Annotated in this window: 29 protein-coding genes; all 29 read right to left on the bottom strand. The window is 35.2% G+C overall.

All coding sequences use genetic code 11. From position 1 onward, the window contains the following. Positions 1-4: 4 nt before the first annotated feature. The 29 genes from MHB75_RS02065 to hslV all read right to left on the bottom strand — a co-directional run bounded on the left by MHB75_RS02065 (position 5) and on the right by hslV (position 24,888). On the bottom strand, positions 5-874 hold the full coding sequence (locus tag MHB75_RS02065) for a MinD/ParA family protein (protein ID WP_255314711.1): 870 nt from the start codon (positions 872-874) through the stop codon (positions 5-7). Further along, the gene (flhF, locus tag MHB75_RS02060; RefSeq protein ID WP_340995652.1) at positions 874-1,995 is read right to left on the bottom strand and encodes a flagellar biosynthesis protein FlhF; all 1,122 of its coding nucleotides are present in this window, start codon (positions 1,993-1,995) and stop codon (positions 874-876) included. Before flhF ends, MHB75_RS02065 begins: the two co-directional genes overlap by 1 nt. Continuing rightward, positions 1,992-4,025, bottom strand: coding sequence for a flagellar biosynthesis protein FlhA (gene flhA, locus MHB75_RS02055; RefSeq protein ID WP_340995650.1), 2,034 nt, complete (start codon positions 4,023-4,025; stop codon positions 1,992-1,994). Before flhA ends, flhF begins: the two co-directional genes overlap by 4 nt. A gap of 12 nt (positions 4,026-4,037) precedes the next feature. Beyond that, on the bottom strand, positions 4,038-5,120 hold the full coding sequence (flhB, locus tag MHB75_RS02050) for a flagellar biosynthesis protein FlhB (RefSeq protein ID WP_340995646.1): 1,083 nt from the start codon (positions 5,118-5,120) through the stop codon (positions 4,038-4,040). Positions 5,121-5,123: 3 nt separating this feature from the next. Then, a complete protein-coding gene (gene fliR, locus MHB75_RS02045) occupies positions 5,124-5,900 on the bottom strand; it encodes a flagellar biosynthetic protein FliR (protein ID WP_068454838.1) in 777 nt (258 codons plus the stop codon). 4 nt (positions 5,901-5,904) lie between these two features. Next, entirely contained in the window at positions 5,905-6,174 is a 270-nt protein-coding gene (fliQ, locus tag MHB75_RS02040; protein WP_068454841.1) for a flagellar biosynthesis protein FliQ, read from the bottom strand. 18 nt (positions 6,175-6,192) lie between these two features. After that, complete coding sequence (gene fliP / locus MHB75_RS02035) at positions 6,193-6,858, bottom strand: flagellar type III secretion system pore protein FliP (protein WP_087680164.1); 666 nt, start codon at positions 6,856-6,858, stop codon at positions 6,193-6,195. Next, a complete protein-coding gene (locus MHB75_RS02030) occupies positions 6,851-7,537 on the bottom strand; it encodes a flagellar biosynthetic protein FliO (protein ID WP_068454848.1) in 687 nt (228 codons plus the stop codon). Before MHB75_RS02030 ends, fliP begins: the two co-directional genes overlap by 8 nt. Before the next feature lie 5 nt (positions 7,538-7,542). Next, positions 7,543-7,905: a response regulator gene (locus tag MHB75_RS02025; RefSeq protein WP_068454851.1), complete on the bottom strand. Its 363-nt coding sequence runs from the start codon at positions 7,903-7,905 to the stop codon at positions 7,543-7,545. 22 nt (positions 7,906-7,927) lie between these two features. After that, positions 7,928-9,283: a flagellar motor switch phosphatase FliY gene (fliY, locus tag MHB75_RS02020; RefSeq protein ID WP_340998528.1), complete on the bottom strand. Its 1,356-nt coding sequence runs from the start codon at positions 9,281-9,283 to the stop codon at positions 7,928-7,930. Further along, positions 9,276-10,274, bottom strand: a complete 999-nt coding sequence (gene fliM, locus MHB75_RS02015; RefSeq protein WP_338838686.1) for a flagellar motor switch protein FliM — start codon at positions 10,272-10,274, stop codon at positions 9,276-9,278. Before fliM ends, fliY begins: the two co-directional genes overlap by 8 nt. A gap of 33 nt (positions 10,275-10,307) precedes the next feature. Continuing rightward, positions 10,308-10,739 (bottom strand): flagellar basal body-associated protein FliL, encoded by a 432-nt coding sequence (gene fliL / locus MHB75_RS02010; protein ID WP_285215991.1) that lies wholly within the window; start codon positions 10,737-10,739, stop codon positions 10,308-10,310. Continuing rightward, a complete protein-coding gene (locus tag MHB75_RS02005) occupies positions 10,726-10,953 on the bottom strand; it encodes a flagellar FlbD family protein (RefSeq protein WP_068454857.1) in 228 nt (75 codons plus the stop codon). The genes fliL and MHB75_RS02005 overlap by 14 nt, the downstream gene beginning before the upstream one ends. A 69-nt stretch (positions 10,954-11,022) precedes the next feature. Further along, a complete protein-coding gene (gene flgG, locus MHB75_RS02000) occupies positions 11,023-11,814 on the bottom strand; it encodes a flagellar basal body rod protein FlgG (protein ID WP_340995631.1) in 792 nt (263 codons plus the stop codon). Between the two features lie 87 nt (positions 11,815-11,901). Next, the gene (locus tag MHB75_RS01995) at positions 11,902-12,270 is read right to left on the bottom strand and encodes a TIGR02530 family flagellar biosynthesis protein (RefSeq protein ID WP_170214705.1); all 369 of its coding nucleotides are present in this window, start codon (positions 12,268-12,270) and stop codon (positions 11,902-11,904) included. A gap of 12 nt (positions 12,271-12,282) precedes the next feature. Then, the gene (gene flgD / locus MHB75_RS01990) at positions 12,283-12,927 is read right to left on the bottom strand and encodes a flagellar hook assembly protein FlgD (protein ID WP_340995626.1); all 645 of its coding nucleotides are present in this window, start codon (positions 12,925-12,927) and stop codon (positions 12,283-12,285) included. A gap of 3 nt (positions 12,928-12,930) precedes the next feature. Next, complete coding sequence (locus MHB75_RS01985) at positions 12,931-14,304, bottom strand: flagellar hook-length control protein FliK (RefSeq protein WP_340995623.1); 1,374 nt, start codon at positions 14,302-14,304, stop codon at positions 12,931-12,933. Between the two features lie 24 nt (positions 14,305-14,328). Continuing rightward, on the bottom strand, positions 14,329-14,964 hold the full coding sequence (locus MHB75_RS01980; protein WP_087680167.1) for a MotE family protein: 636 nt from the start codon (positions 14,962-14,964) through the stop codon (positions 14,329-14,331). A 4-nt stretch (positions 14,965-14,968) separates the two neighbouring features. Continuing rightward, on the bottom strand, positions 14,969-15,421 hold the full coding sequence (gene fliJ / locus MHB75_RS01975) for a flagellar export protein FliJ (protein ID WP_276309720.1): 453 nt from the start codon (positions 15,419-15,421) through the stop codon (positions 14,969-14,971). After that, complete coding sequence (fliI, locus tag MHB75_RS01970; protein WP_068454872.1) at positions 15,421-16,743, bottom strand: flagellar protein export ATPase FliI; 1,323 nt, start codon at positions 16,741-16,743, stop codon at positions 15,421-15,423. Before fliI ends, fliJ begins: the two co-directional genes overlap by 1 nt. Positions 16,744-16,749: 6 nt before the next feature. After that, complete coding sequence (gene fliH, locus MHB75_RS01965; RefSeq protein ID WP_170214703.1) at positions 16,750-17,520, bottom strand: flagellar assembly protein FliH; 771 nt, start codon at positions 17,518-17,520, stop codon at positions 16,750-16,752. Further along, entirely contained in the window at positions 17,513-18,529 is a 1,017-nt protein-coding gene (gene fliG, locus MHB75_RS01960; RefSeq protein WP_068454878.1) for a flagellar motor switch protein FliG, read from the bottom strand. Before fliG ends, fliH begins: the two co-directional genes overlap by 8 nt. Positions 18,530-18,547: 18 nt before the next feature. After that, the gene (gene fliF, locus MHB75_RS01955; RefSeq protein WP_141272996.1) at positions 18,548-20,152 is read right to left on the bottom strand and encodes a flagellar basal-body MS-ring/collar protein FliF; all 1,605 of its coding nucleotides are present in this window, start codon (positions 20,150-20,152) and stop codon (positions 18,548-18,550) included. A 45-nt stretch (positions 20,153-20,197) separates the two neighbouring features. Beyond that, the gene (gene fliE / locus MHB75_RS01950; RefSeq protein WP_141272994.1) at positions 20,198-20,500 is read right to left on the bottom strand and encodes a flagellar hook-basal body complex protein FliE; all 303 of its coding nucleotides are present in this window, start codon (positions 20,498-20,500) and stop codon (positions 20,198-20,200) included. A gap of 23 nt (positions 20,501-20,523) precedes the next feature. Continuing rightward, positions 20,524-20,988 (bottom strand): flagellar basal body rod protein FlgC, encoded by a 465-nt coding sequence (gene flgC, locus MHB75_RS01945; protein ID WP_340995604.1) that lies wholly within the window; start codon positions 20,986-20,988, stop codon positions 20,524-20,526. A gap of 2 nt (positions 20,989-20,990) precedes the next feature. Next, on the bottom strand, positions 20,991-21,383 hold the full coding sequence (flgB, locus tag MHB75_RS01940; RefSeq protein WP_141272990.1) for a flagellar basal body rod protein FlgB: 393 nt from the start codon (positions 21,381-21,383) through the stop codon (positions 20,991-20,993). A gap of 705 nt (positions 21,384-22,088) precedes the next feature. Continuing rightward, positions 22,089-22,868 carry a GTP-sensing pleiotropic transcriptional regulator CodY gene (codY, locus tag MHB75_RS01935; protein ID WP_141272988.1) on the bottom strand — a complete coding sequence of 260 codons (780 nt, stop codon included), beginning with the start codon at positions 22,866-22,868 and terminating at the stop codon, positions 22,089-22,091. Positions 22,869-22,951: 83 nt separating this feature from the next. Next, the gene (gene hslU / locus MHB75_RS01930; RefSeq protein ID WP_340995600.1) at positions 22,952-24,346 is read right to left on the bottom strand and encodes an ATP-dependent protease ATPase subunit HslU; all 1,395 of its coding nucleotides are present in this window, start codon (positions 24,344-24,346) and stop codon (positions 22,952-22,954) included. Continuing rightward, positions 24,343-24,888, bottom strand: a complete 546-nt coding sequence (hslV, locus tag MHB75_RS01925; RefSeq protein WP_141272984.1) for an ATP-dependent protease subunit HslV — start codon at positions 24,886-24,888, stop codon at positions 24,343-24,345. The genes hslU and hslV overlap by 4 nt, the downstream gene beginning before the upstream one ends. Positions 24,889-24,898: the final 10 nt, after the last annotated feature.

The raw sequence follows: 24,898 nt of genomic DNA, 5'->3' as shown, positions 1-24,898 counted from the left end.
GGACTCAGGACCTCCTTTTAGAAAATAGACCTCTTAATTTTGAAATAAATTGATTTTCTTGCGTCAATTGAATTGGATTATTTATATCATTCGTCAAATAGCGTTCGACAATTCCGTCCATTGCTTTCGAGGCTTGGCAAGTAGGATATCGTTTTTTATAAGGAATCTGTTGATTAATTGCTTTACGAACTTGTAAATCTTCTGGAATCATTCCTAATTCTAATACCTCTTTTGCTAAAAAACGAGACATCGTTGTTTTCAGCCTTTCCAACGTTAAGAGTCCATCATCTTTTGATAATGCACGATTACATACTAGGTAAAAATCTTTTTCTTCATCCTTCATATGTATATACTTCATCATGGAATAAGCATCTGTAATGGATGTCGGTTCTGTTGTAGACACTACTACGATATGATGGACAGACATCATAAATTGCAATGACCATTCTGTAGCACCCGCTCCCATATCAAAGAGAATAAAGTCGTAGTTCTTTTGTAGCTCATTAAAAGCAAAAATAAGACGCTCAAACATAAAGTCTGACCATTGTAATAACGAAGACATTCCGGAACCACCAGCGATAAAATCTAAATTCTTTTCATCTTGATGAATAACCTCTTGTATGGAACACTCTCCTTGTAAATAGTTCGTTAAACTATTTCTAGCTGTTTTTCCTAATAAGATATGGATATTCCCCATACCAATATCCATATCTACAATTAGGACACGATAATTTTGTTGTGCTAGAGTAAGTGCAAAGTTTGTAGTAAAGTTACTTTTTCCCACACCGCCTTTACCGCTGACGACAGCAATTGTTTTACAAACTGTCGTCTGTTGTTGTTGCATTTTTTCTCTCAATAGGGCTGCTTGATCCATTATGATTCAACTCCTTGAAAAATTAATTCCACGAGTTTAGACACAGAGCCTTCTTCAATATTCTCTGGTACTTCTTGACCATCTGTATAGTAAGCAAGTCCTTTATTATATTTAACCATTAAATTCACCATTGAGCCAATAGTATTTGTTTCATCCATCTTTGTAAAAATGACTTGTTGGATGTCAAATGTCGAAAATTGTTCAATAATCATTGCCATATCAAGCTGTTTCGCCGTTAAAGCGAGTACTAAATAATTTTGAACATTTTGTTTTGTATCAATTAATTCTTCTAAATCGGCGATAAATTTCGCTTCTTTATAATTTCGCCCCGCCGTATCAATCAATACGAGATCATGACCTGAGAATTGCTTAATTGCACGTTCATAGTCTTCCTTTGTATAAACAACTTCTACGGGCGCATGCAATAAATTGGCATACGTTTTTAACTGTTCAATTGCTCCAATGCGATACGTGTCTGTTGTAATAAACGCCACTTTCTTCTTTTTTTCTAATACGGCACGCGCAGCAATTTTTGCAATTGTTGTTGTTTTCCCTACACCTGTTGGACCTAAAATATTTACAAATTTCCGTTCAAAATTAACGCCACCCATTGGGTACTTCGATAATTTCTTATACATTGATTCTTGTGCATGCATTAATAATTGCTCATATGTTGTAGCCGGCTCATTTCGCACGATGTCAAAAAGCTCATCACAAATTTCTGTGATGAGTTCTTCATTCAATTCTTGCTTTTGTAAGTGCATATAAATTGGGTGAATAATCGCAGGGATATGATTAACCGTTTGCTGAACTGATGTTTGCTTAATCATTTTCTTCAGTTCATTTAATTGCTTTTGAATCGCTTCGTTTTGTTGACTCAACGCGTATTTTTCTTCAAAATCACGTTGTTTTTCAAACACATCTAAATCAGGGCTTGTATCGGCTACTTCAACCGCATCAACACCTGCAAGCACTTCAAATTGTTTTTTCTTAAATAGACCTAAAAAACCTTTTGTATAAATGACTTTGGAGCTGACGACAACTGCGTCATCTCCTAAATCATTTTTAACTTTTTTCATGGCTTCTGGCATTGTTTGAGCTATATATTTCTTCATTTTCATTCTACATTCACCACTCCAACACTTTGAATTTCAATTGAAGCATCTAATTCATTATAAGATAAAATCGGAATTTGTGGGAAATAACGTTCAGTTAATTGGCGTACATACATTCTTACTGCTGGTGAACATAAAATAACCGGTGACTGATCAATAAATGATACACGCTCTAATTCAGCTGCAATCGATTCTAAAATGGCTTGTGACATTTGTGGGTCGAGCGCTAAATAATTCCCATGATCTGTTTGTTGAATACTATCTGCAATCGCTTTTTCAATCTTTGCTGAAACCGTTAATACTTTCAATTCTTGTTGATTTCCAGCATATTGTGTCGTAATTTGACGTGCTAAAGATTGACGTACATACTCAGTTAACACATCTACATCTGATGTTAATTTCGAATAATCTGCTAATGTTTCAAAAATAATTGGCAAATTACGTACAGATACATTTTCATCCAATAATTTAGATAATACTTTTTGAATTTCCCCTATACTCATTGGTGTAGGTGTTAATTCTTCAACTAAAATTGGAGAAGTTTCTCGTAAGTGGTCAATTAATTGTTTTGTTTCTTGACGACCTAATAGTTCAGAGGCATTCGCACGAATAATTTCAGTTAAATGAGTTGATACGACACTAGGCGGATCGACTACTGTATAACCTAACATTTCTGCATCTTCTTTTACTTGTTCATTAATCCATTTAGCAGGTAAACCAAATGAAGGCTCAATTGTATCAATTCCATCAATTGAATCATCATCACCAGGACTCATAGCTAAATAGTGATCTAATAATAATTCACCTTTTGCTAATTCATTCCCTTTAATTTTAATTCGATATTCATTCGGCTGCAATTGAATGTTATCTCGAATGCGCACTACCGGAATGACAATACCTAACTCTAACGCTAATTGACGACGAATCATCACAACACGATCTAGTAAATCGCCACCCTGTGATGCATCTACTAATGGAATTAATCCGTAACCAAATTCAAATTCAATCGGATCTACATTTAATAAATTGACCACATTCTCTGGGCTCTTTAAGTTATCAGTTGTTACTTCTTCTTCAATTTCTTCAATAGCTTCTTCTGTTTCTTTATTCATACTTTGAATACGGTAGCCTATAAATGCCACAACTGCCGCTACCGGAACTGTAAAGATAATTTGAATCGGTGTTACAAAACCAAGAAGTAAAATTGTAGCTGCTGCTATGTATAACAATTTAGGGTTTGATAATAACTGACCTGTGATATCTTCACTTAAGTCACCTTTTGACCCAGCACGTGTTACCACAATACCTGTAGCAGTTGAAATAAGTAAAGCTGGAATTTGAGAAACAAGACCATCACCTACAGTTAATGTAGAGAAATGTGTAATTGCTTCTGTAAAATCCATATCCATTTGAACAATCCCAATAATCATCCCAACGATTAAGTTGATTAATACAATGATAATACCAGCAATGGCATCACCTTTTACGAATTTTGTCGCACCATCCATTGAACCATAGAAATCTGCTTCATTACTTACTTTTTCACGTCGTTCGCGTGCATCTTTTTCAGAAATTAATCCCGCATTCAAATCAGCATCAATGGCCATTTGTTTCCCTGGCATCGCATCCAATGTAAAACGAGCCGCAACTTCTGAAACACGCTCTGACCCTTTCGTAATAACAATAAATTGAATAATTACGAGAATGACGAACACAACGAGACCAACAAGAATATTTCCGCCGACAACGAATGTACCAAATGTTTCTACCACGTTACCCCCGTCACCATGTGATAAAATAGCTCGTGTTGTAGAGACGTTTAAACCTAATCGAAATAGGGTTAATAATAGTAGTAGGGATGGGAAAATCGAGAACTGTAAAGCTTCTTTCATCGTCATAGAAGTTAGTAATACGAGTAAGGCCAATGTTAAGTTCACAATGATTAAAAAACTAATTAACCAAGGTGGCAAAGGTACTACAAGCATTGCGACAATCATGATGACTGCACTTAAAACACCGATATCGCGAATTTTCATTGTTGTACCTCCCTAAATTTTTTGTTTAATACGATAAACATATGCGAGTACCTCAGCAACTGCTTTAAAAAACTCATCTGGAATGCGTTGATCAATTTGAACTTGATCATACATTGCACGAGCTAATGGTCGATTTTCTACCATCACAATATCATGCTCTTTCGCAATTAATTTAATTTTTTGCGCTACATAATCTGTACCTTTAGCAACTACTTTTGGTGCTTCCATTGTCACATCGTCATATTTTAATGCAATTGCGTAGTGTGTCGGGTTCGTAATAACGACATCTGCGTTTGGTATTTCTTGCATCATTCGACGCATCGCCATTTCACGTTGGCGTTGCTTAATTTTTGATTTAATGAGGGGATCTCCCTCTGTATTCTTATATTCATCTTTAATATCTTGCTTCGACATTCTCAGATTTTTTTCATAGTCAAATTTTTGGTAAAAATAATCTAAAACAGCGATAAATGCTAATACAACACTTGCTGTTAATCCCATTAATACCGTCAACTTAGCGATTGTAGTTAAAGAATCTCCTGGTGTCTTAAACGATAAACTAAGTACATCACTCAAATTTAAAATGATAATAACTGTTGTAACTGTTCCGATAAAAGAGATTTTTAAAATTGATTTAAGCAATTCAATAATCGCACGCATTGAAAAAATACGTTTAAATCCTTTAATAGGATCAATTTTTTTCAAATCAAACTTTAACGTTTCAGTTGTGAAAAGCAAACCGAATTGAAAAAAGTTCGCTGCAACTGCGGCAATCATTGCTATTGCCATAATAGGTAAGAGGATTATAGCCATTTCGACTAAAATATCTTTGAACATTTCCATAACCGACTCAACAGAAATCGATTCAATTAACACGGTATGCGTAAATGTTTCTCTAAAAAATGTTAATAAATTTTCTCTTAAATATGACCCCATTATTAAGAGGTACATAAAGATGGCAAGCAAGACAAACGCGCTGGTTACGTCCTGACTTTTTAAAACTTGACCTTTTTTTCGTGCATCTTGCCTTTTCTTCGGTGTTGCTTTCTCTGTTTTTTCACCTGCGAAAAACTGTAGATCTAATTTTAAAAACATTGACTATCCACCACCTAATATCACCATAAAATCTCGCATTGCTTCAAACATCACGCGGAATAGCTTTTGCATAACTGCTACCATAACGCCCATTGTAACAATCATAATGATAAAGCTAACACCAATTTTTATCGGAAAACCTACAACGAAAATGTTTAATTGTGGTACTGTTTTTGCTGTAATCCCTAAAGCTAAATCGACTAAAAATACCGTTGCAACAACTGGAATTGCCATTTGAAAAGCAATTGCAAATACGGCTGTAAATGTCTTCATAATAAATGTACTTGCTGCCGGATCACCAAAGTTCGGCCATACACTTTGTAATGGAATGTATTCATAACTATAGTATATTCCATCTAGCAACATATAATGTGCATTTGTTGTAATTAATAATAAAAGTACAATTGTTTGGAAAAACTGACCAATTAACGGACTTTGTGTCCCTGTCATTGGATCAATAATATTAGCAATTGCAAAGCCAATCTGAAAATCGATAAAACTACCAGCAATTTGCACTGCCGATATAATAATATATGCAAGTAAACCAAGTGAAAGTCCTACTACCGCTTCTTTTAAAACAAGCATCGCGTAAGCATCATCAATTTTAATAACCGTTTCTTCCATCGTATAACTCATAATCCAAGCAAGAACTACAGCTAAAAAGATGCGATCTTTTACAGGTATTGTTTTATATGAGAAGAAAGGTACTGTCACAAAAAAGGCACTTAAACGAATTAGAACTAAAAAGAATACCGGAAGCTTAGGTATAATCTCTGTCATATACTCACCCTATAAACCGCGTTAAATTTGCAAAAATATCACGTGTATAAGATAACATATGCGTTAACATCCAAGGACCAAAGAAAACTAAGGCAACTAATACAGCAACAATTTTAGGTACAAAAGCAAGTGTTTGCTCTTGAATTTGTGTTGTAGCTTGGAAGATACTAACCAGTAATCCCGTAATCAAAGCAACTAATAGTAAGGGGCCGGAAACCATTAAAATAACTGTGATTGCTTTTTCAGCTGCTGATATAACAAACTCTTGTGACATATAATCCTTCCCCTTTCTTTAAAAGCTTTGTAATAGAGACTTCATTACGAGATACCATCCGTCTACAAGTACAAATAATAAAATTTTAAATGGTAATGAAATCATAACCGGTGGTAACATCATCATACCCATCGACATTAAAACACTGGCGACAATCATATCAATAACTAAAAATGGAATAAAAATCATGAATCCCATTTGGAATGCTGTTTTTAATTCACTGAGAGTATAAGCTGGAACAAGCGTCGTTAAAGAGATATCTTGTACAGATTTAGGCTGTTCTTCACCTGCATAACTTAAAAATAAATCTAAATCACTTTGACGCGTATGTTTACTCATAAATTCTTTGAATGGAACACTTGCTTTATCATATGCTTCATCTAATGTAATTTCTTCTTTAAATAACGGCTGTAGTGCTTCTTTATTTACTTCTTGGAATGTAGGAGCCATTATAAAAAATGTCAAAAACAAGGCTAAACCGACAATGACTTGGTTCGGTGGCATTTGTTGTGTTGCTAAAGATGTTCGAACAAAGGATAGTACGATAACAACTCGCGTAAACGATGTCATTAAAATTAAAATACTCGGTGCCAATGATAGAACAGTTAACAACAGCATTAATTTCACAGAAGTTGAGACGGTTGAGCCACTACCATCGGAAAAAGCTTGAAGTAAATCACTCATCGTCTTTCTTCTCCTTTTGACTCCAATCATCTAATTGTTGCTGACGATTCTTTTTTATTTTGTTAAGTTTTTCATCTAATGCTTCTTTAAAATCGCTTGTAGCTGGTTCTACAGGCTGCTTTGAAAATTTATCTTTGACTGTTTGAAACATTTCAGCGATATAAGGTGTTTGTACAGCTAGATTATGCTTCTCTTCATGCATTTTTATTAAAGCCTCTTGCTCTGTTGGATCTGTAATCTCTTTAATCATTTGAACATCTTCACCAACACCCACTAAAAATAGCGAATTTCCCACTTTGAGTAATTGCACTGATTTTTGTTGGCCTAAAGATACTCCACCTAAATTTTGTAACATTTGGTTCGATTGGTACTTTTTATTATTACGATTGACTAATTTAAGCACAAAGAATAAAAGCCCTACAACAAAAGCTAAGGCTAACAAAATTTTCAAGTATTCCCATGCAGTCATCCCAGAACTAATTGTCGAATCTTCAGATGAGTCCGCCTTATTTACTTCAGCTTTATTTTGATTTTCTTTGTTATTTTGCTCGAAATTATCGCTTACCATACCATCTTTTTCAGCATAAGCAACAGGTGTGCTCCATGCTGAAAAAGAGAATACAGAAATCATTACGATTAAAGCCAATAAATAGCGTTTTTTGAATGATTGCTTGAACATTGAATTTAACCTAACGCTTTTTGAATTGCTTCAATTACGCGATCTGCTTGGAATGGTTTTACGATAAAGTCTTTTGCACCTGCTTGAATTGCATCAATTACCATCGCTTGTTGTCCCATAGCTGAACACATAATAATTGTAGCACCTGGATCTGTTTCTTTAATTGCTTTTAAGGCTGCAATTCCGTCCATTTCTGGCATTGTAATATCCATTGTAACTAAATCTGGTTTTAATTCTGCATATTTTTCAACTGCTTGTGCACCATCGGCTGCTTCTCCTACAATTTCAAAACCATTTTTTGTTAGTATATCTTTGATCATCATACGCATAAATGCTGCGTCATCTACAATTAATATTTTTTTTGCCATCTGTATATTCCTCCAATAAAATCTATCTTAAATTATTTAAACGGTCTTCTTTACTCAAGATATCCGTAATTCGAACCCCAAAGTTTTCATCAATTACAACTACTTCTCCTTTTGCAATTAGACGACTATTTACCAACACATCTACAGGTTCACCTGCTAATTTATCCAATTCAATAATTGAACCACTTACTAATTCAAGAATTTCTTTTACTGAACGCTTCGTACGACCTAATTCTACTGTTACCTGTAATGGAATATCCATCAACATATTTAAGTTACGCGCTTCAGTTTGTTTTAAATTAGCCTGTTCAAAATCAACAAACTGCGCTTGCTGTACATTCATTTGTGGCTGTTGTACAGATTGTTGCTGTTGCATCGGTTGCTGTTGCATCGGTTGCTGTTGCATCGGTTGCTGTTGCATCGGTTGCTGTTGCATCGGTTGCTGTTGCATCGGTTGCTGTTGCATCGGTTGTTGCTGTTGCTGCTGCATTGGCTGCTGATACATTGGTTGTTGTGCTTGTTGCATTGGATCAGGTTGTTGATACATCGGTTGTTGTACCTGTTGCTCTTGTGAAGTAGTTTGTCCATTTGCTGAAGCTTGTGGGCTTATTTGCTGCTCTGGCTCTGGAGTCGGTTGTTCTTCAACAGATTCAACTGGTTCTTCCGCATCAGGGTTCATCAATGATTTTACTAAGTTTTGACTAAAATTTAAAGGTAATAATTGCATTATATTTGAATCAATTAGTGTACCAATCTTTAATCTAAACGAAACTTTTACTAATAAGTCATCATCTGGAATATTTTCAGTGCCTTCATTATTTGAAAAATTCATCAAATCAATTGAAGGTGGTGAAATATCCACTTTTTTATTAAAGATTGTAGACATTGACGTCGCTGCCGACCCCATCATCTGATTCATCGCTTCTTGTACAGCACTTAAGTGAATCTCATTCAATTCTTCTGCAGGATTTAATCCATCTCCTCCAAGCATTAAATCTGCGATAATCGAAGCGTCTGATTGTTTAATAACTAATAAATTCATTCCCATTAATCCTGTTGTATACTCGACTTGTACAGCCACATACGGATGCGGAAATTCTTCTTCTAACTTATTACGATTAATCATACTAAGTGAAGGTGTTGTAATATCAACTTTTTGACCAAGAAGCGACGATAATGCTGTAGCAGAACTACCAAATGAAATATTTCCTATTTCACCTAGCGCATCGCGTGACATGTCATCTAAATAGTCTTCTATTTTATATTCTTCTGAGTTACTGTTTAAAGGATCTTCAACATCCTCATCTGATTTTTTATCTAATGATTCACCACGTAATAGTGCCTCAATTTCTTCTTGTGATAACATCTCATCACTCATCATCACCATCTCCTCCTTCCAGAGACTCTAAAATTTGAACAGCCATTCTCTTTTTCACTTTACCAGGTTGCACAATAAATTTAGGAACTTCATCTACTTTTAAATAAAGTGGGTCTGTAATTAATTTATCTAACTGTAAAACATCCGATTCTCTTAATAATAAGAAATCCTCGATACTTATTTGTGCAGTACCTAACTCAGCAACTAATGGCAGTACAGATTTATTTACACTATTTTCGATAATTGCTTTTTGTTCTGGCGATACCTCTTTCGTATTAGCTTGCATCCAATAGCGTACAGATAAATTCGGTACAATAGGTTCTAATACAACATGAGGAATACAAATATTAATCATACCACTCGTCTCACCAATAATAGAGTTGAAAGAAATGACAACCACTGTTTCATTTGGTGAAATCATTTGTAAAAACTGTGGGTTAACTTCTAATTCCGTCATGATTGGATCAATATCCGCTATATTTACCCATGCTTCTCTCAAATTATCAAAAGAGCGCTCAAAAAGATTCGTCATAATTTTTGTTTCAATTTCTGTTAAATTATCAACATTACTATGACTTGACCCCTCTCCCCCCATTAAACGATCCAACATAGAGTAGGCAATATTAGGATTAATCTCCATCAAGACATTTCCATCTAAAGGCGGTACTTCGAAGACATTAATTAATGTCATATTTGGAATAGAACGAATAAATTCTTCAAAAGGTATTTGATCGACAGATGCTACTGTAATTTGTACATATGTTCTAAGTTGAGCAGAGAAGAATGTAGTTAATAAGCGAGCAAAATTTTCATGAATACGAGTTAAACTACGAATTTGATCTTTTGAAAAACGTAAAGCTCTTTTAAAATCATATACTTTTACTTTTTTTGTTTCTTCTTCTTTTTTAATATCATCTGCTGACATTTCTCCTGTCGACAATGCGGATAAGAGCGCATCAATCTCGGATTGTGATAAAACATCTCCAGCCATCTGCTCACCTCCTCTTCTTGTTTAATTCATCGATTACGATACTGCAAATGAGGTGATATATACTTTTTGTACTTCCCCGTTTTGCATTAAGCCATTAAACTTAGCTTTTAATGCATTCGTTAATAATTCCTTACCTTTTGTACCTTGTAAATCTTTACTACTCATATCTGAAAGAACTTCTACAAGAATATCTTTAATTTGAAAATCTCGTTTTGTTAATTCTTCAGCTGCTTCTTTACTATCAGTTTGAATTTTTAAAGATAATTTCACATAACGACGGTCATTTAGATTTGTACTAATCTCTGGTACATCTACAGATTGTTCAATTATTTCGTCGATAGTTGGTTCAGCATTAGCACCACCATCTTTTGAAAGCTGTGTTACTACAACAAGCGCAACCACACCAATCAATGTAATAGATACTAAAATTATAAGCATAATGGTTAATAATTTATTCTTCTTCATCTTCATTTTCACCTCTTAAATGCGGGTTTGATAGGAGTTGTACTTGTCTATAAAATGCGACTATTTGTTTTTCTACTTCCATCGCTTTTTCCAACACAACATATTTTCGTCCGGTCGTTAACGTGATGGTTGTATCAGGAAACTCCTCGACCGATTCTATGTATAATGCGTTTAAAGTGAATGTTTTTCCATTTAATCTTGTTACATGAATCATAGGAATATAGGGCTAGTCTGGATAGAGCCAGCCCAGCCCCCCTCCTTTTTAATTAAACAATATCAAAAATTAACGTTTTAAGTTAACTAACTCTTGTAAGATCTCATCTGATGTTGTGATAATACGAGAGTTTGCTTGGAAACCACGTTGTGCAACAATCATTTCTGTAAATTCTTCTGATAAATCAACGTTTGACATCTCAACGAAACCAGATTCAATTGTACCATTACCATCTGCTCCAGGTGTTTTTGTATCTGATGGATCCCCTGAGTTATTCGACACTTGGTAATAGTTACCGCCCACTTTTGTTAAACCTTCTGGGTTAGGGAAGCGTGTGATACCAATTTGACCAGCGGCTACAATTGCTCCTGCTTGCGTATAAGAAACTGTACCATCTTGACCAATTGTCAAATTCGTAGCATCAGCAGGAATTTGAATTTGGTTCCCGTCTGCAGAAACTAATTTTTTACCGTCTGGTGCGATAAGTGTTCCATCGCGTTCTAAATATAAGTTACCTGCACGTGTATAATACGTATTATCTCCATCTGTAAATGATAGATAGCCATCACCGTTAATTACGACGTCTAGCGTACGTCCTGTACTTTGTGTTGAACCTTTATCATGGATTGTATCGATTGCAGCCAAACTCGATCCTAAACCGATTTGTTTTGCATTCGTCCCCCCTAGATTATCTGTTGGGGCACTGGCACCTGCAACAGTTTGTGAAATTAAGTCTTTGAAAATAACACGACCTTTTTTAAAGCCATATGTGTTAACATTTGCGATATTGTTCCCGATGACATCTAACTTAGTTTGGAAATTCTTTAAACCACTGATACCTGAATACATAGAACGTAACATAATTGATTTTCTCCCTTCGATTTTCAAGTGTACTATCTCAGTCAGTCGATAGTACAGAAGGCGCCCTTTTACAAGGTCCCGCCAGATTTAAATTAAAATAGCACTGTCAATATTCGTAAATATTTGATTACTGGCTTCTGTTCGATTCAATGCAGTTACAACAATCGCATTTTTTACATTTATAATTAAAGCTGCATTTTGTGTTAAAAATAAGGATTCATTTAAACCTTTACTTTTAGCAACTTGCATCTTTTCTTCAATCTTATTCCACTCCACATCACTGATGTTAATATTACGTTGTGTAATTCGCTGTGATGCATGTTTACTAATTTTGAGTTTTTGTTGTGCTTCATTTAGTAAATTTTGAAACTGCGTATTTGCTGTTTCATTATTTTTTTGTTGTGTAAGCTTATTATTATATATGATGGGTGGTTGGACAATTCTAATAGGATTCAAAATCTTCCTCGATTAAGCTGAAATAGCTGTCATTTGGTCTGCTGTAATTATTTGACCATTCGATAAAGCATATTGAATTTTGCCATCTTTTTTTGATACAGAGGTTACTGTATCTGTTATTGTTTTCCCCTCATCATCTAAAAAGCTTACTTTCTTACCAATTAACATACTCGCGTCAATCAATGAATTAGAGCCACCAGCATTTGCTGCTCCTGTTACCTCTGAGATATTTGAAGCGCTAATTACTTTACCACTCTCTAAAACAAATTTTGCTTCTGCACCATCATATTGAACCTTGACTACCTTCTCAGTTCCTGTATTCACAATTGGCTTACCTGCTTCATCTAACTCTTTTGAAGCTTCATGCCATGTCACAGTTTTACCAATGAATGAATTGAATTGAATTAATTGCGATTGCTGCGTTATAGCAGTCAAATTATTCATATTCGTCGCAATATTACTCATTTGTTCTAATGAAGAAAACTGAGCCATTTGCGCAATGAATTCTTTATCATCCATCGGACTTGTAGGGTCTTGGTTTTGTAGTTGTGTAATAAGAATTTTTAAAAAGTCATCTTTACCTAGATTACTATTACCTGTTCTTTTTTCCGTTGTAGGTAGATAATAGTCCGCTGTAATTCCCTTAATGTCTGCCATTGCCTACTCCTCCATTTCTGCTAATATTTCCTCAAAACTTTTCAACTCGTCTTGTTTACCTTCGTTTATTTCATCCTGTTCAGTTTGCTGTGATTGAGATGACTGTTGCCCGAATTGATTGCCACGATCACTCTTATTTGGTTCTGTAAGTGCCTGCGCTACATCTAGGCGATCCAATTGGATATTTTGATTTACAAAACCTTGTTTTAACTGGTGTAATGTACTATCAATCATTTGTTTTCCTGCTGTGTTAGAAGCTAAAAGTTTAGCAGATAACATCCCATCTTTTTGAACTAATTCAATTCGAATCGTTCCTAGATGTTCTGGATACAACTTAATTAATAATCTTGTTCCAGCTGCATTACTTGCAAATTGAGCACGATTTAGTACATTCTGAAATTCTTCTACGAATTTAGCAGATTGTGCTTGTGAAGTTCCGTTGCTTGGCAATTGTATTGTAACAACAGAAGGTTTTGTGCTTTGTAACGTTGCGGCAGTCGTAACTTGATTTGTAGGTACTTCTACTGCTTTAGGTGCTGAGAATCGAATGGTTGCTTTCGCAAAAGGTAACATGGTTTCTTTTTCAGCCGTCTTTTCAGAAATTTGTCCTGCCAAATTTGATAACCAATTCTTCATTTGTGCTGCTTGTGATTCTTGTTTTAAAGTCAAATCTGTTTTAGGTGCTGCTAAATCAATTAACTTAAACAAAGCAACTGCTTGTTGCGCTTCTTTTTTTGTTAATTTTGCATCTCCATGCCCATTAATTGCAGCAGCAATTTGTTGTAGAGCGGCCATTACTTTTTGATCTACTTTTCCTAACTCTGTCCACAAATCGTTAGCCCCTGATGGCTGTGTTTGTTGATTTGTATTTATGAGCTTGGTAATTAAATTTTGTAAATCTTGTGTTTGCATCCCTAAAGCTTTTGCTACTTGATCTAAATTTAATTGTTCGCCTTCAACTAAAGATTGTCCACCCATCATCTCAATAATTTGCTGAACAGACGTTGCTTGTAGTAAAGATGAAAAATCAACTTCTTCTACTTTAGTTACTTGTTCATCTACTTTTTGAGTGGGTAATAAAAACTCAAGTGTTAGTTGAGATGAAGACTGCTCATTTACTACATCTTCTTTTATTTCTTCTACTTTATTTTTTTGACTTTCTGTATTTGTTACGAGTGTTTGAACCTCATTTTTTTGCTTTTGTGCAGTTGTCACACCGCTTTTTGAAGAAGTACTTTGATTTGTTTCGTTTTTTGACGCTTGTTGCGCTTTATTTAGTGTAGATGAAAAATCTGTTGTATTGCTTCTAGACTTCGCAACCGATTTCGCATCTGACTTTCCTATTGCAACACGATCTAAAGACCCGACCATTACCATATATTCACCTCCCTTCAAACCATTTTATTTTTCACCTTTAGACATTGCTTCTGTATAATAAGCTGCTTTTTCAGGTGTCATTTTCTCTAAAATTGGTGCCAGTGTTGCAGGCTTTAAATTATTTAAAATACTTAATGCTTCTTCATTTTTCATTGCAGAAATCGCTGCTGCCGCTGATTTAGGAGCCATTTGCTCGTATGTTTTCGTTAAAAGTGTGGAGTCAGTTTTATTATCTGCTTTACCATCTTGCAATTTCTTGACTTCTTTTTCTAATCGCTTTTTCTCTACTTCTAATTTTGATGTATCTGTCTTATTGGCATCAATTTGTGATTGTAATTTCGTTACAAGAGCTTCTTTTTCTTTTACTTGCGCCTGCAACTTCACAATTTCTTTATTATAATCTTCAATTGATTGCTCTGTTGTTTGCTCTGTTTGGTCCGAATTTTTCCCCACGAGTGTTTTTGCTTTTTCAAATACGTTCGTACCTGTTACTTCCGCTACAATTAATCCAACGGCCAATGCAAATAGTACAGGAATAATGACCCAAAAGAATAGTTTTTGTAATTTCCCAGGTCCTTTTGGTTCAGAATTTTGCTCATTCGGATCCATCACAGACTGTTTTTTACGCGGTTTTTTAGACGCTACAGGTTTCTTTGCCATGACTTCACCATACTTCCTTGTTATAAAATGCAATTTGCGAAATCTCATCTAATTGAATCATTTCTAAACGATCTTCTTCTTTTTGATAGGCCTCATAATCACGCTCTTGCATTTTTTCATATTTTTTAAATTCAAGCGATACTTCTAAAAGTTTTTCTTCAAACCATTGCATTTTCGAACGTGCTTGAATAACTTTTTCTTGTAAATCAGCAATCTTTTTTTCCATACTATCAATAAAGTTCGCATAATTATGCATTTCTAAAATACTAAGTCCCGATTGCATTTTTTCTTGTTGAAATGCGAGTAAGTCTTCTTTCTTTTTTAATGCGTCATACATATGTGTAGCTATTTCCTCAAAAGAAGTAACTGATTCTTTATAAGCCATTTCGGCTTCATTCTTTTCTTGCTCTTTTATGTCCATTACTTGACTAAAACGATATTGATAAGCATTCGCCACTACATAACACCTCTTGCAAGATTCGTTAATTCATTCACAGTTTGTTCCATTGAAACGGGGTCCATAAAACCTTGTTTTAAAAACGACGTAATAATTGGTTCATATTGAATCGCTTGATCAACTTCTTGTGAAGAGCCTCTTTTATATGCACCAATATTAATTAAATCTTCATTTTTCATATACGTATAATAAAGTTCTCTCAATTTTGTTGCGGCTACTACGTGTTCAGGTGTTGCAATATGATTCATTAAACGACTAACTGATTTTAAAATATTAATCGCAGGATATTGCCCTCTATTTGCCAAATTCCGGTCTAATACGATATGTCCATCAAGAATACCTCGTACAGTATCAGCAATCGGCTCATTCATATCATCACCATCTACTAAGACCGTATAAAAAGCTGTGATTGAGCCTTTTTCATTTGTACCCGTTCGTTCTAAGAGTTTTGGTAAAATCGCAAAAACAGAAGGGGTATAACCCTTTTGCGCTGGGGGTTCCCCTGTTGCCAGTCCAACCTCACGCTGCGCCATCGCTACACGTGTAACAGAGTCCATCATGAGCATTACATTTAAGCCCTGTTCTCTAAAATATTCTGCAATAGCTGTTGCTGTAAAAGCACCTTTAATACGCATCAATGCAGGCTGGTCTGACGTTGCAGCCACCACAATGGAACGTTTTAAACCTTCAGGCCCTAAATCACGCTCAATAAATTCACGCACCTCACGACCACGCTCACCAATTAACGCAATAACGTTCAAATCAGCTTTTGTATTGCGTGCAATCATACCTAATAATGTACTTTTACCAACACCAGAGCCAGCAAAGATACCGATACGCTGACCATTCCCAACCGTCAACATTCCATCAATCGCTTTTACGCCAACTTCTAATGTGTCATTAATTGGTGGTCTTGTTAACGGATTAGGTGGCTCTCCTTCCGTTTGTACCGTAGCTAAGCCTCGTGGTAATAATGAACCGTCAATCGGTCGCCCCATCGAATCTAAAATTTTCCCGATGAGTTCTGGACCTACTTTTATCTCAAGTGGTTGGTTCGTACCTTCTACCAAACAACCAATCGAGATATCCTTTAATGATGTAAATGGCATTAGAACAACGATGTCATCTTTAAAACCGACAACTTCAGCCAAAATTTCTTGATGACCTGTATGAGAAGAATGTACGTGAATTTTGCAGACATCCCCAATCGAACTAGCTGGTCCATTGGATTCAATCATTAAGCCGACAACTCTTGACACACGACCGTACTTTTTAAACGTCGGTACTTCGGTAATTCGTTTTAATAAGTCGACTGCTTTCATTCACGTTCAATCCTCACTTTCTAAAATTGCTAATAATATTTTTTTTAATTCATTTAACTGTTCATCTAGCGTAACAATCATACGCCCATGATTACTTTCGATATAACATGCTGTTTCGTCTAATTGATCATCAACAAACACTGTGAATAATAAGTTCGGTGGTAACAGTGTTTCGAGTTCATCTCGCTTACTTGTTACATATGAATAGTATGTACTTGAAGTAAATACTTTAATAAACTCAGATTCTCTTACTTCTATTAATGCACGCTTCACAATATCTAAAAACACATCTGGATTTTCTTCAATTTTGCGTCCGAGTATTCGATTTGCAGATTCAATTGCTAAATCTAAAATAATACGTTCTTGTTCTTGTAAGTATACATTTCCATTTTCAACGGCTGCATGAACTAATTCATTTGCTTCATTTACTTTTTGTTGCAGGTCTTCACGAATTTTCATCTCGCCATCTGCATAACCTTTTTGAAAACCTTCTTCATATGCCTGTTGTTGTAATTGTTGTTTTTCTAGTTCCCAATCTTGACGTTGTTGTGCCAAGCTTTCTTGAAGCGCTTGTTGTTCTTGTGCCATTTGTGCACGCGTACTTGCTACTTCCTCTTCAAAGCTTTGCCGAATACGATTTTGTTCATCTAAAATAGAGGGCACAGACATATTCCCTTCTATTTCACCTGTTTCCAATTCTTCTGTAAAAGAAAATTTACGAATTTTAATTTCACGTATATTGGATTCTTCAGCTGTGGAACGAATAATTCTAGACAATGACGTCATCTCCTCCGCCACGAGCAATAATAATTTCGCCTGCGTCTTCTAAACGTCTTGTAATCGCAACAATTCTTGTTTGTGCTTCTTCAACATCACGTAAACGAACAGGTCCCATAACTTCCATCTCTTCTTGGAATGTCTCTGCCATACGTTGTGACATATTTTTAAATAGAATACTTTTTACATCCTCACTCGATACTTTCATCGCTAACATTAAATCAGCATTTTCTGCATCACGAATAACACGTTGAATCGAACGGTTGTCCAATGTGACGATATCTTCGAATACAAACATGCGCTTCTTGATTTCTTCTGCAAGTTCTGGATCTTGAATTTCGAGTGCATCTAAAATTGTTTTTTCTGTTTGACGATCTACACCATTCAGAACTTCTACAACTGCATCTACGCCACCCGTTTCTGTGTAGTCTTGTGTCATTGTAGACGATAGCTTTCTTTCTAAAACAGACTCAATCTCACTAATTACTTCTGGTGAAGTCGATTCCATCGTTGCAATACGCTTCGCAATGTCTGCCTGCACTTCTTGTGGTAACGACGATAAAATCGTTCCCGCTTGTTGTGGTTCGAGATAAGATAAAATTAAAGCGATTGTTTGTGGATGCTCATTTTGAATAAAGTTAAAAATTTGCGCTGGATCTGTACGACGAGCAAAATCAAAAGGTCGTACTTGTAAAGAAGAAGTTAGGCGATTAATAATCGCCTGTGCTTGATCGTTTCCAAGCGCTTTTTCTAATACGGTTTTGGCATAACCAATACCGCCTTGTGAAATATAATCTTGCGCTAATGCAATATTATGAAACTCTTCTATAATTTCTTCTTTAATTTCGGGTTCAACACGCTTTACACTCGAAATTTCTAATGTTAAACGTTCGATTTCTTCTTCATTTAAATGTTTATAAACCGATGCCGACACCTCAGGTCCCAAAGAAATTAACAAGAGTGCAGCTTTCTGTTTGCCAGATAATTCTTTCTCTTTCTTTGTTGCCACTGCATTAACCTCCCATTCCTATTCTTCAGAAATCCATGATCGAAGTAACTTAGCGAAGTCTTCTGGTTTTTCTTTCGCCATTTTTTCAAGTTGTTTTCTTCTCACAGTGCCTTCTGTCTCTTTTTCATCTGATATATCATCTACATTAATCTCATCAAATTCTTCATCATACTCCTCGTATTCATCTTCATCTTGACGACGACGTGAGCGAATAATGAAGAATGCTAATAATGCAATCACAACAACTAAAATACCACCGATTACCCATACCCACCAAGGAATTGCTGGTGTTGTATTCGGTGTTGTATCTGGTTTACCGTTTAATTGTTGCACAGAAACGGTTACTTTTTGATCAACTGCTTCGTCAGATAATGTTCCTGCCGAACTCTTATCAATCGATGTTCGAACAACTGAATCAAGCATCGTTTTAATATCATTTTGCGTTGCTGGATCTAATGAGGCTGGATCATCAGCTGTTGGTGGTTCAACCACCACTTGAATACCTAAATCACGAATACGATAAGGACTTTCTACAATTTGACGTTTAATTCGGTTCACTTCTTTATTCACTGTTTCAGAAGTTTTTTCGTAATCACCATTACCATTACTTGTTCCTTCTTGATAATTTGTAAAATTATCTGTATTTGTTTCAGCTTCTGGTGTTCCAGTTGCACCAGCTGCATTCCCCGTATATGTTTCATTGATTTTTTGAGCGCTAATTTCGATACCGGACATATTCTCTTTGTCTACTGGTTCAACTAAATTTTCTTCACGATTCTCTTTTGTAAAGTCAATATCAGAAGTAACGGTTACAATTGCTTTTCCGTTACCCATAATATTACTTAGTAGACCTTGTACTTGGCGTTGTAAATCTCTTTCAATTTGTTTTTTAACTGCCAATTGATTTCCTGCATTCGCTACATTCGATGATTCAGCATCGCCACCTGCTAAATCAAAATATTCATTGTATTGATTCGTAATGACAATATTATCAGTACTTAGATTCGGCACACTTTTAGCCACTAGGTTGTATAATGTACGAATTTGTTCTTCACTAAACTGCTGTCCAGGTGCTGTATTTAAAACAATAGAAGCACTCGCATCTTTATTTTTATCACTTTCACTAACAAATGTACTTTGTTCTGGTAAATTCAACATAACTTTAGCATCTTTAACGCCATCGATGTTTTTCATTAAATTCGCTAATTCAGTTTGAATAGATGCTACTTTAATAACATTAAATTCATTATCCGTCATACCAAAACTTGCATTTTGTGAGAAAAATGAATAATCAATTTCACCGCTCTTTGGAAGACCTTGAGCAGCTAAGTTTACTACCAATTCATCTACTTTGTCTGATGGTACTGAAATAGCTGTACCACCTGCAGTAATTTCATACTTCACACCCTGTGTATCTAATTGTGCTTTGATCTGACCCACTTCTGCCGCTGTCAAATTTGAATATAATGGTGAATACGTTACACGTGTCATAAAGTATGTAATGAGTGCTGCACCAATAATAATGGCTGCTAATAAACCAATCATTGTTCCTTTTTGTCGTTTTGACCTACTCTTCCAAAATTTAGTCAAATCGGTTCTTAGTTTGGTTATTCTTTCATTCATATCATGTTTGGCCTCCGATTACGTTAAATACGTCTTTGCTACAAATTAAACAGACATTCGCATAATTTCTTGATAAGCTTCTACTGCTTTATTTCTAATTTGCAATGCTGTATTTAATGTGACGCTTGCTTTTTGAGCAGTAATCATAACATCTGATAATTCAACCTCTTGGCCTGCAATTAGTTTATTCGTCATTAAATCGGATTTTTGTTGTACTTCGTTTACCGAATTAATCGCTTGTTTCAATGTGTCTCCAAAACTTACTTTTGATTCAACTTGATTGGTTGGTGCAGCTTGATTCAATGTTGGTGCAATCGGTTGTGTAAGACCTACTTGTGAAACATCCATCGGATTCACCCCTTCTATTTTTATTATTTTCCTATTTCAAGAGCCTTTGTTAACATTGCTTTATTTGCATTAAATACGGTTACATTTGCTTCATACGATCGTGTTGCTGACATTAAATCTGTCATCTCTTTTAAAGAATCAATGTTTGGTAATCTCACATAGCCTTGTTCATCAGCATCTGGATTACTTGGATCATATGATAATTTAAAAGGTGTTTCATTATCTTCTGAAATTCGTGTTACCTTTACGCCATTTCCTGCTGACTTACTACTTGAGCCAATCGCTGCATTCAAATGGCTCGCAAAAGACCCTGAACCTTCTTGCGCTGTCAGGACAACTGATTTTCTTCTATATGGTTCCCACTCACCATTCACTTGACGTGCGCGAGTTGTTTCAGCATTTGCCATATTCGATGAAATAACATCCATTCTTAAACGTTGCGCTGTTAAGGCTGAACCAGTCGTATCTAAATTTTGAAAAATCGACATTTCTAGTTACCTCCTTTGAGCACAGTTTGTAACGTATTGAACTTACTACTTACTCGTTCAATTAGAGCATTATAGTAAATTGCATTTTTAGCTAAATTAGCTTGTTCTGTATCCATGTCAACACCATTACCATCTTGACGGTATTTTAAATTTGCATAACTATATACGCCTGGTGTTGTCGATTCACCAGTGAAGTTAATATGTCTTGCATCTGTACGATTTGCTGTTAAAACTTCATTATTTGCTTCTTGTAGTAAATCTTTAAAACTAACTGATTTTGCTTTATAGTTCGGTGTATCTACATTTGCGATATTTTGTGCAATTGTTTTTTGTCTGACCGTTGCATAATTTAATCCATTTTCCAGATTTTTAATTGTTCCCCCAAAAAGATCCAATTAACTCACCTCATTACTTTTTCATTTACGTAGGAAATTTTTCTTTAGCTATTATAATTGTAATAAAGATAATCCAAAGTGTCTATTGATATTAGATACATTAGAATAGGTATAAATACTTATTTTATTGTTTAGGAGCTAGTTTTATTGCATACAAAAGTTTTTCCATCATCTCAATGTTGTTTTCAGAAGTTTACACTATCACCATGTTACTTTATACACCCATCTTAAGTCCTTTTCAATTCGTTTAGAAACAATTAAAAATAATCTTCAAATTCTAAATTAAATTGTTTGAAAAACCTCATCATAAAATTAGAAAGACTTTTTTACTAGACGAATTTTTTTCGATTTGTAAGATATGAGAAAATTACTGTTGCCTCGTCCTCAAGTGAATACTATAACATTTCAAAGCTTTTTCAAAAAGTATATTTTTTCGCTTTTTTATCTCAGAAATTTTAATAATTATCAAAAAAAACAATAAAGAAGGTTGGTATATCAACTATTATTTATTATCCCTTTTTTTAACTTCACAAAAAATACATATTTTAATATTGAAAATATGAACTTTAAAGGGATATATTGTTTTTTTAAAATCCATTCTTCTACCTTCTAACAAAATATAACGCAAAAATAAAAATTTGTATATCTTTGGAATAAAAAAAGCTTGAGACAACATGTTTGCGCCTCAAGCTTTTATTCTTTTAATTAACGCATTTTAATTTCTGCTAATGCTGTTAGGAATTTTGCGTTTAATACTTTAATATATGTTCCCTTCATACCTAAAGAACGTGATTCGATTACACCTGCTGACTCTAACTTACGTAATGCGTTTACGATTACTGAACGTGTAATCCCTACACGATCTGCAATTTTAGAGGCAACTAATAAACCTTCAGAACCATCTAACTCTTCAAAGATATGTTCAATTGCTTCTAATTCACTGTAAGACAATGAATTAATTGCCATTTGCACAACAGCTTTTGAACGCGCTTCTTCTTCAATTTCTTCTGCTTTTTCACGAAGAATCTCCATACCAACTACAGTTGCACCGTATTCAGCAAGGATTAAATCCTCATCTTCAAAACGGTTATCAATACGTGCAAGAATTAATGTACCTAAACGTTCACCAGCACCATTGATTGGTACGATTGTTGTTAAACCGTTTTTAAATACATCACGATTTTCAACTGGGAATGCTGTATGTTCATCGTCAACACCGATATTCGATACAGTTTCGCTAAAATCATATAGTTTTTTTGTATAATCTTCTGGGAATTGACGTTCTTCAAACATTTTTGCAGTACGCTCATTCTCAATTTGTTGATTAATTTCAATACCTAATAACTTACCTTTACGGCTAACGATGAATACATTACTTTCAATTACCATTCCTAAAGTATTCGCCATTTCCTTAAAGTTAACCGCTTTACCAGCTGATGCTTGTAACATCGAGTTAATTTTACGGATTTTTTCTAATAAATTCATTGATTTATGTCCTCCCATGAATTTTCTGTTATTTACAGAAAATTCAAAAGTTTTTTAATTGTTTGTTCAATTAACATTATAAACTATAAGATAAACTCTGACAAATCTTTGTCCTCAGCAATATCACCTAATTTTTGCTCCACATAAGCTGGCGTGATATCAATATGTGCCGGTGAGATATCTGAAGCTTCAAATGATAATTCTTCTAATAACTTTTCTAAAATAGTGTGCAGACGGCGTGCACCAATATTATCTGTCTCTTGATTTACTTTTGAAGCAATTTCAGCTAACTTATCAACCGCTTCATCTGTAAAGTCAATTTCCACACCTTCAGTTGCTAAAAGTGCTTTATATTGTGTAATCAGTGAATGATGCGGTTCTTTTAAAATACGTACAAAATCTTCTTTTGTCAGTTTATCTAATTCAACGCGAATCGGGAATCGTCCTTGTAATTCTGGAATTAAATCAGACGGTTTTGACATGTGGAATGCACCTGCTGCGATAAATAGCATAAAGTCTGTACGGACACTACCGTATTTTGTATTCACAGTTGAGCCTTCAACGATTGGTAAAATATCACGTTGTACGCCTTCACGTGACACACCAGGACCACCATTATTACCTTTTACAGCAACCTTATCGATTTCATCAATGAAGATAATCCCTGATTGTTCTGCGCGTCGAACAGCCTCTGCCGATACTTCATCTTCATCAATTAATTTATTTGCTTCTTCAATTGTTAATAAACGACGTGCTTCTTCCACTGTCACTTTACGTTTTTTCTTCTGTGATGGCATCATATTTGACAGTAAGTCCCCAATATTATTACCACCCATATCCATACCCGGCATACCTGTAAAAGCACCTAGCATATTGGAAGGTTGCTCTGTCACTTCGATTGTTACAATCTCTTGTTCAAGTTTTCCGGCTTTTAAATCTTCTGCCACTTGAGAACGTTTAACACGAATTTGTGGATCATCTTCCGTTGTCTCTTCTTGAGGTTGTTGACCACCAAATAACATTTCGAATGGATTAGCCGTATTTGCTTGCTTTTTCTTTTTGAGACTTGGTACAAGTAATTTCACGATTTTTTCGTTCGCTAATATTTCTGCTTCTTCTTTTACTTCTGCACGCTTTTCTTCTTTTACAAGGCGAACAGACACCTCAACTAAATCACGCACCATCGATTCCACATCGCGTCCTACATAGCCGACTTCTGTGAATTTTGTTGCTTCAATTTTTAAAAAAGGTGCTTTAACTAATTTTGCAATTCGTCGTGCAATCTCTGTCTTACCAACACCTGTTGGTCCAATCATTAAAATATTTTTCGGTACAACTTCTTCGCGCATTTCTTCAGATAGTAGTTGTCTTCTATAACGATTACGTAATGCAACCGCTACAGATTTTTTTGCATTCGTTTGACCGACAATATAACGATCGAGGTACTCTGTCATTTGTTTTGGTGTTTGTTCATTCATACGTCTAAGTCCTCCAAAATAATATTATGGTTTGTAAAGACACAAATATCTGCAGCAATGTTCAGCGAAGCCTCTGCAATTTCTCTTGCTGTCATTTGTTCACCTGCATATTGTTTTAAAGCTCTACCTGCTGATAACGCATAATTCCCACCTGAACCGATTGCTAAAATTCCATCATCTGGTTCAATTACTTCTCCAGAACCAGATACCAGTAATAAAGTATCCTTGTTCATCACAAGTAAAAGCGCCTCTAATTTTTGTAACATTTTATCGCCACGCCATTGCTTGGCTACTTCTACAGCTGCACGTTGTAAGTTACCATTGTACTCAACTAATTTACCCTCAAACATTTCAAAGAGCGTAAAAGCATCTGCTACAGAACCTGCAAATCCAGCAAGTACTTGTCCATTAAACAATCGTCTTACTTTTCTTGCTGTATGCTTCATTACAACTGAATTTCCGAGTGTTACTTGACCGTCACCAGCCATTGCACTCTGCCCTTTATGTTGGATTGCAAAAATCGTTGTTGCATGTAATTCCATATTGCTCACT

It is taken from the genome of Kurthia sp. FSL E2-0154, assembly GCF_038003625.1.
In the GTDB taxonomy this organism is placed as follows: Bacteria; Bacillota; Bacilli; order Bacillales_A; family Planococcaceae; genus Kurthia; species Kurthia gibsonii.
Note: the sequence above shows the minus strand (reverse complement) of the source record. Positions and strands in the feature narration are given on the sequence as shown.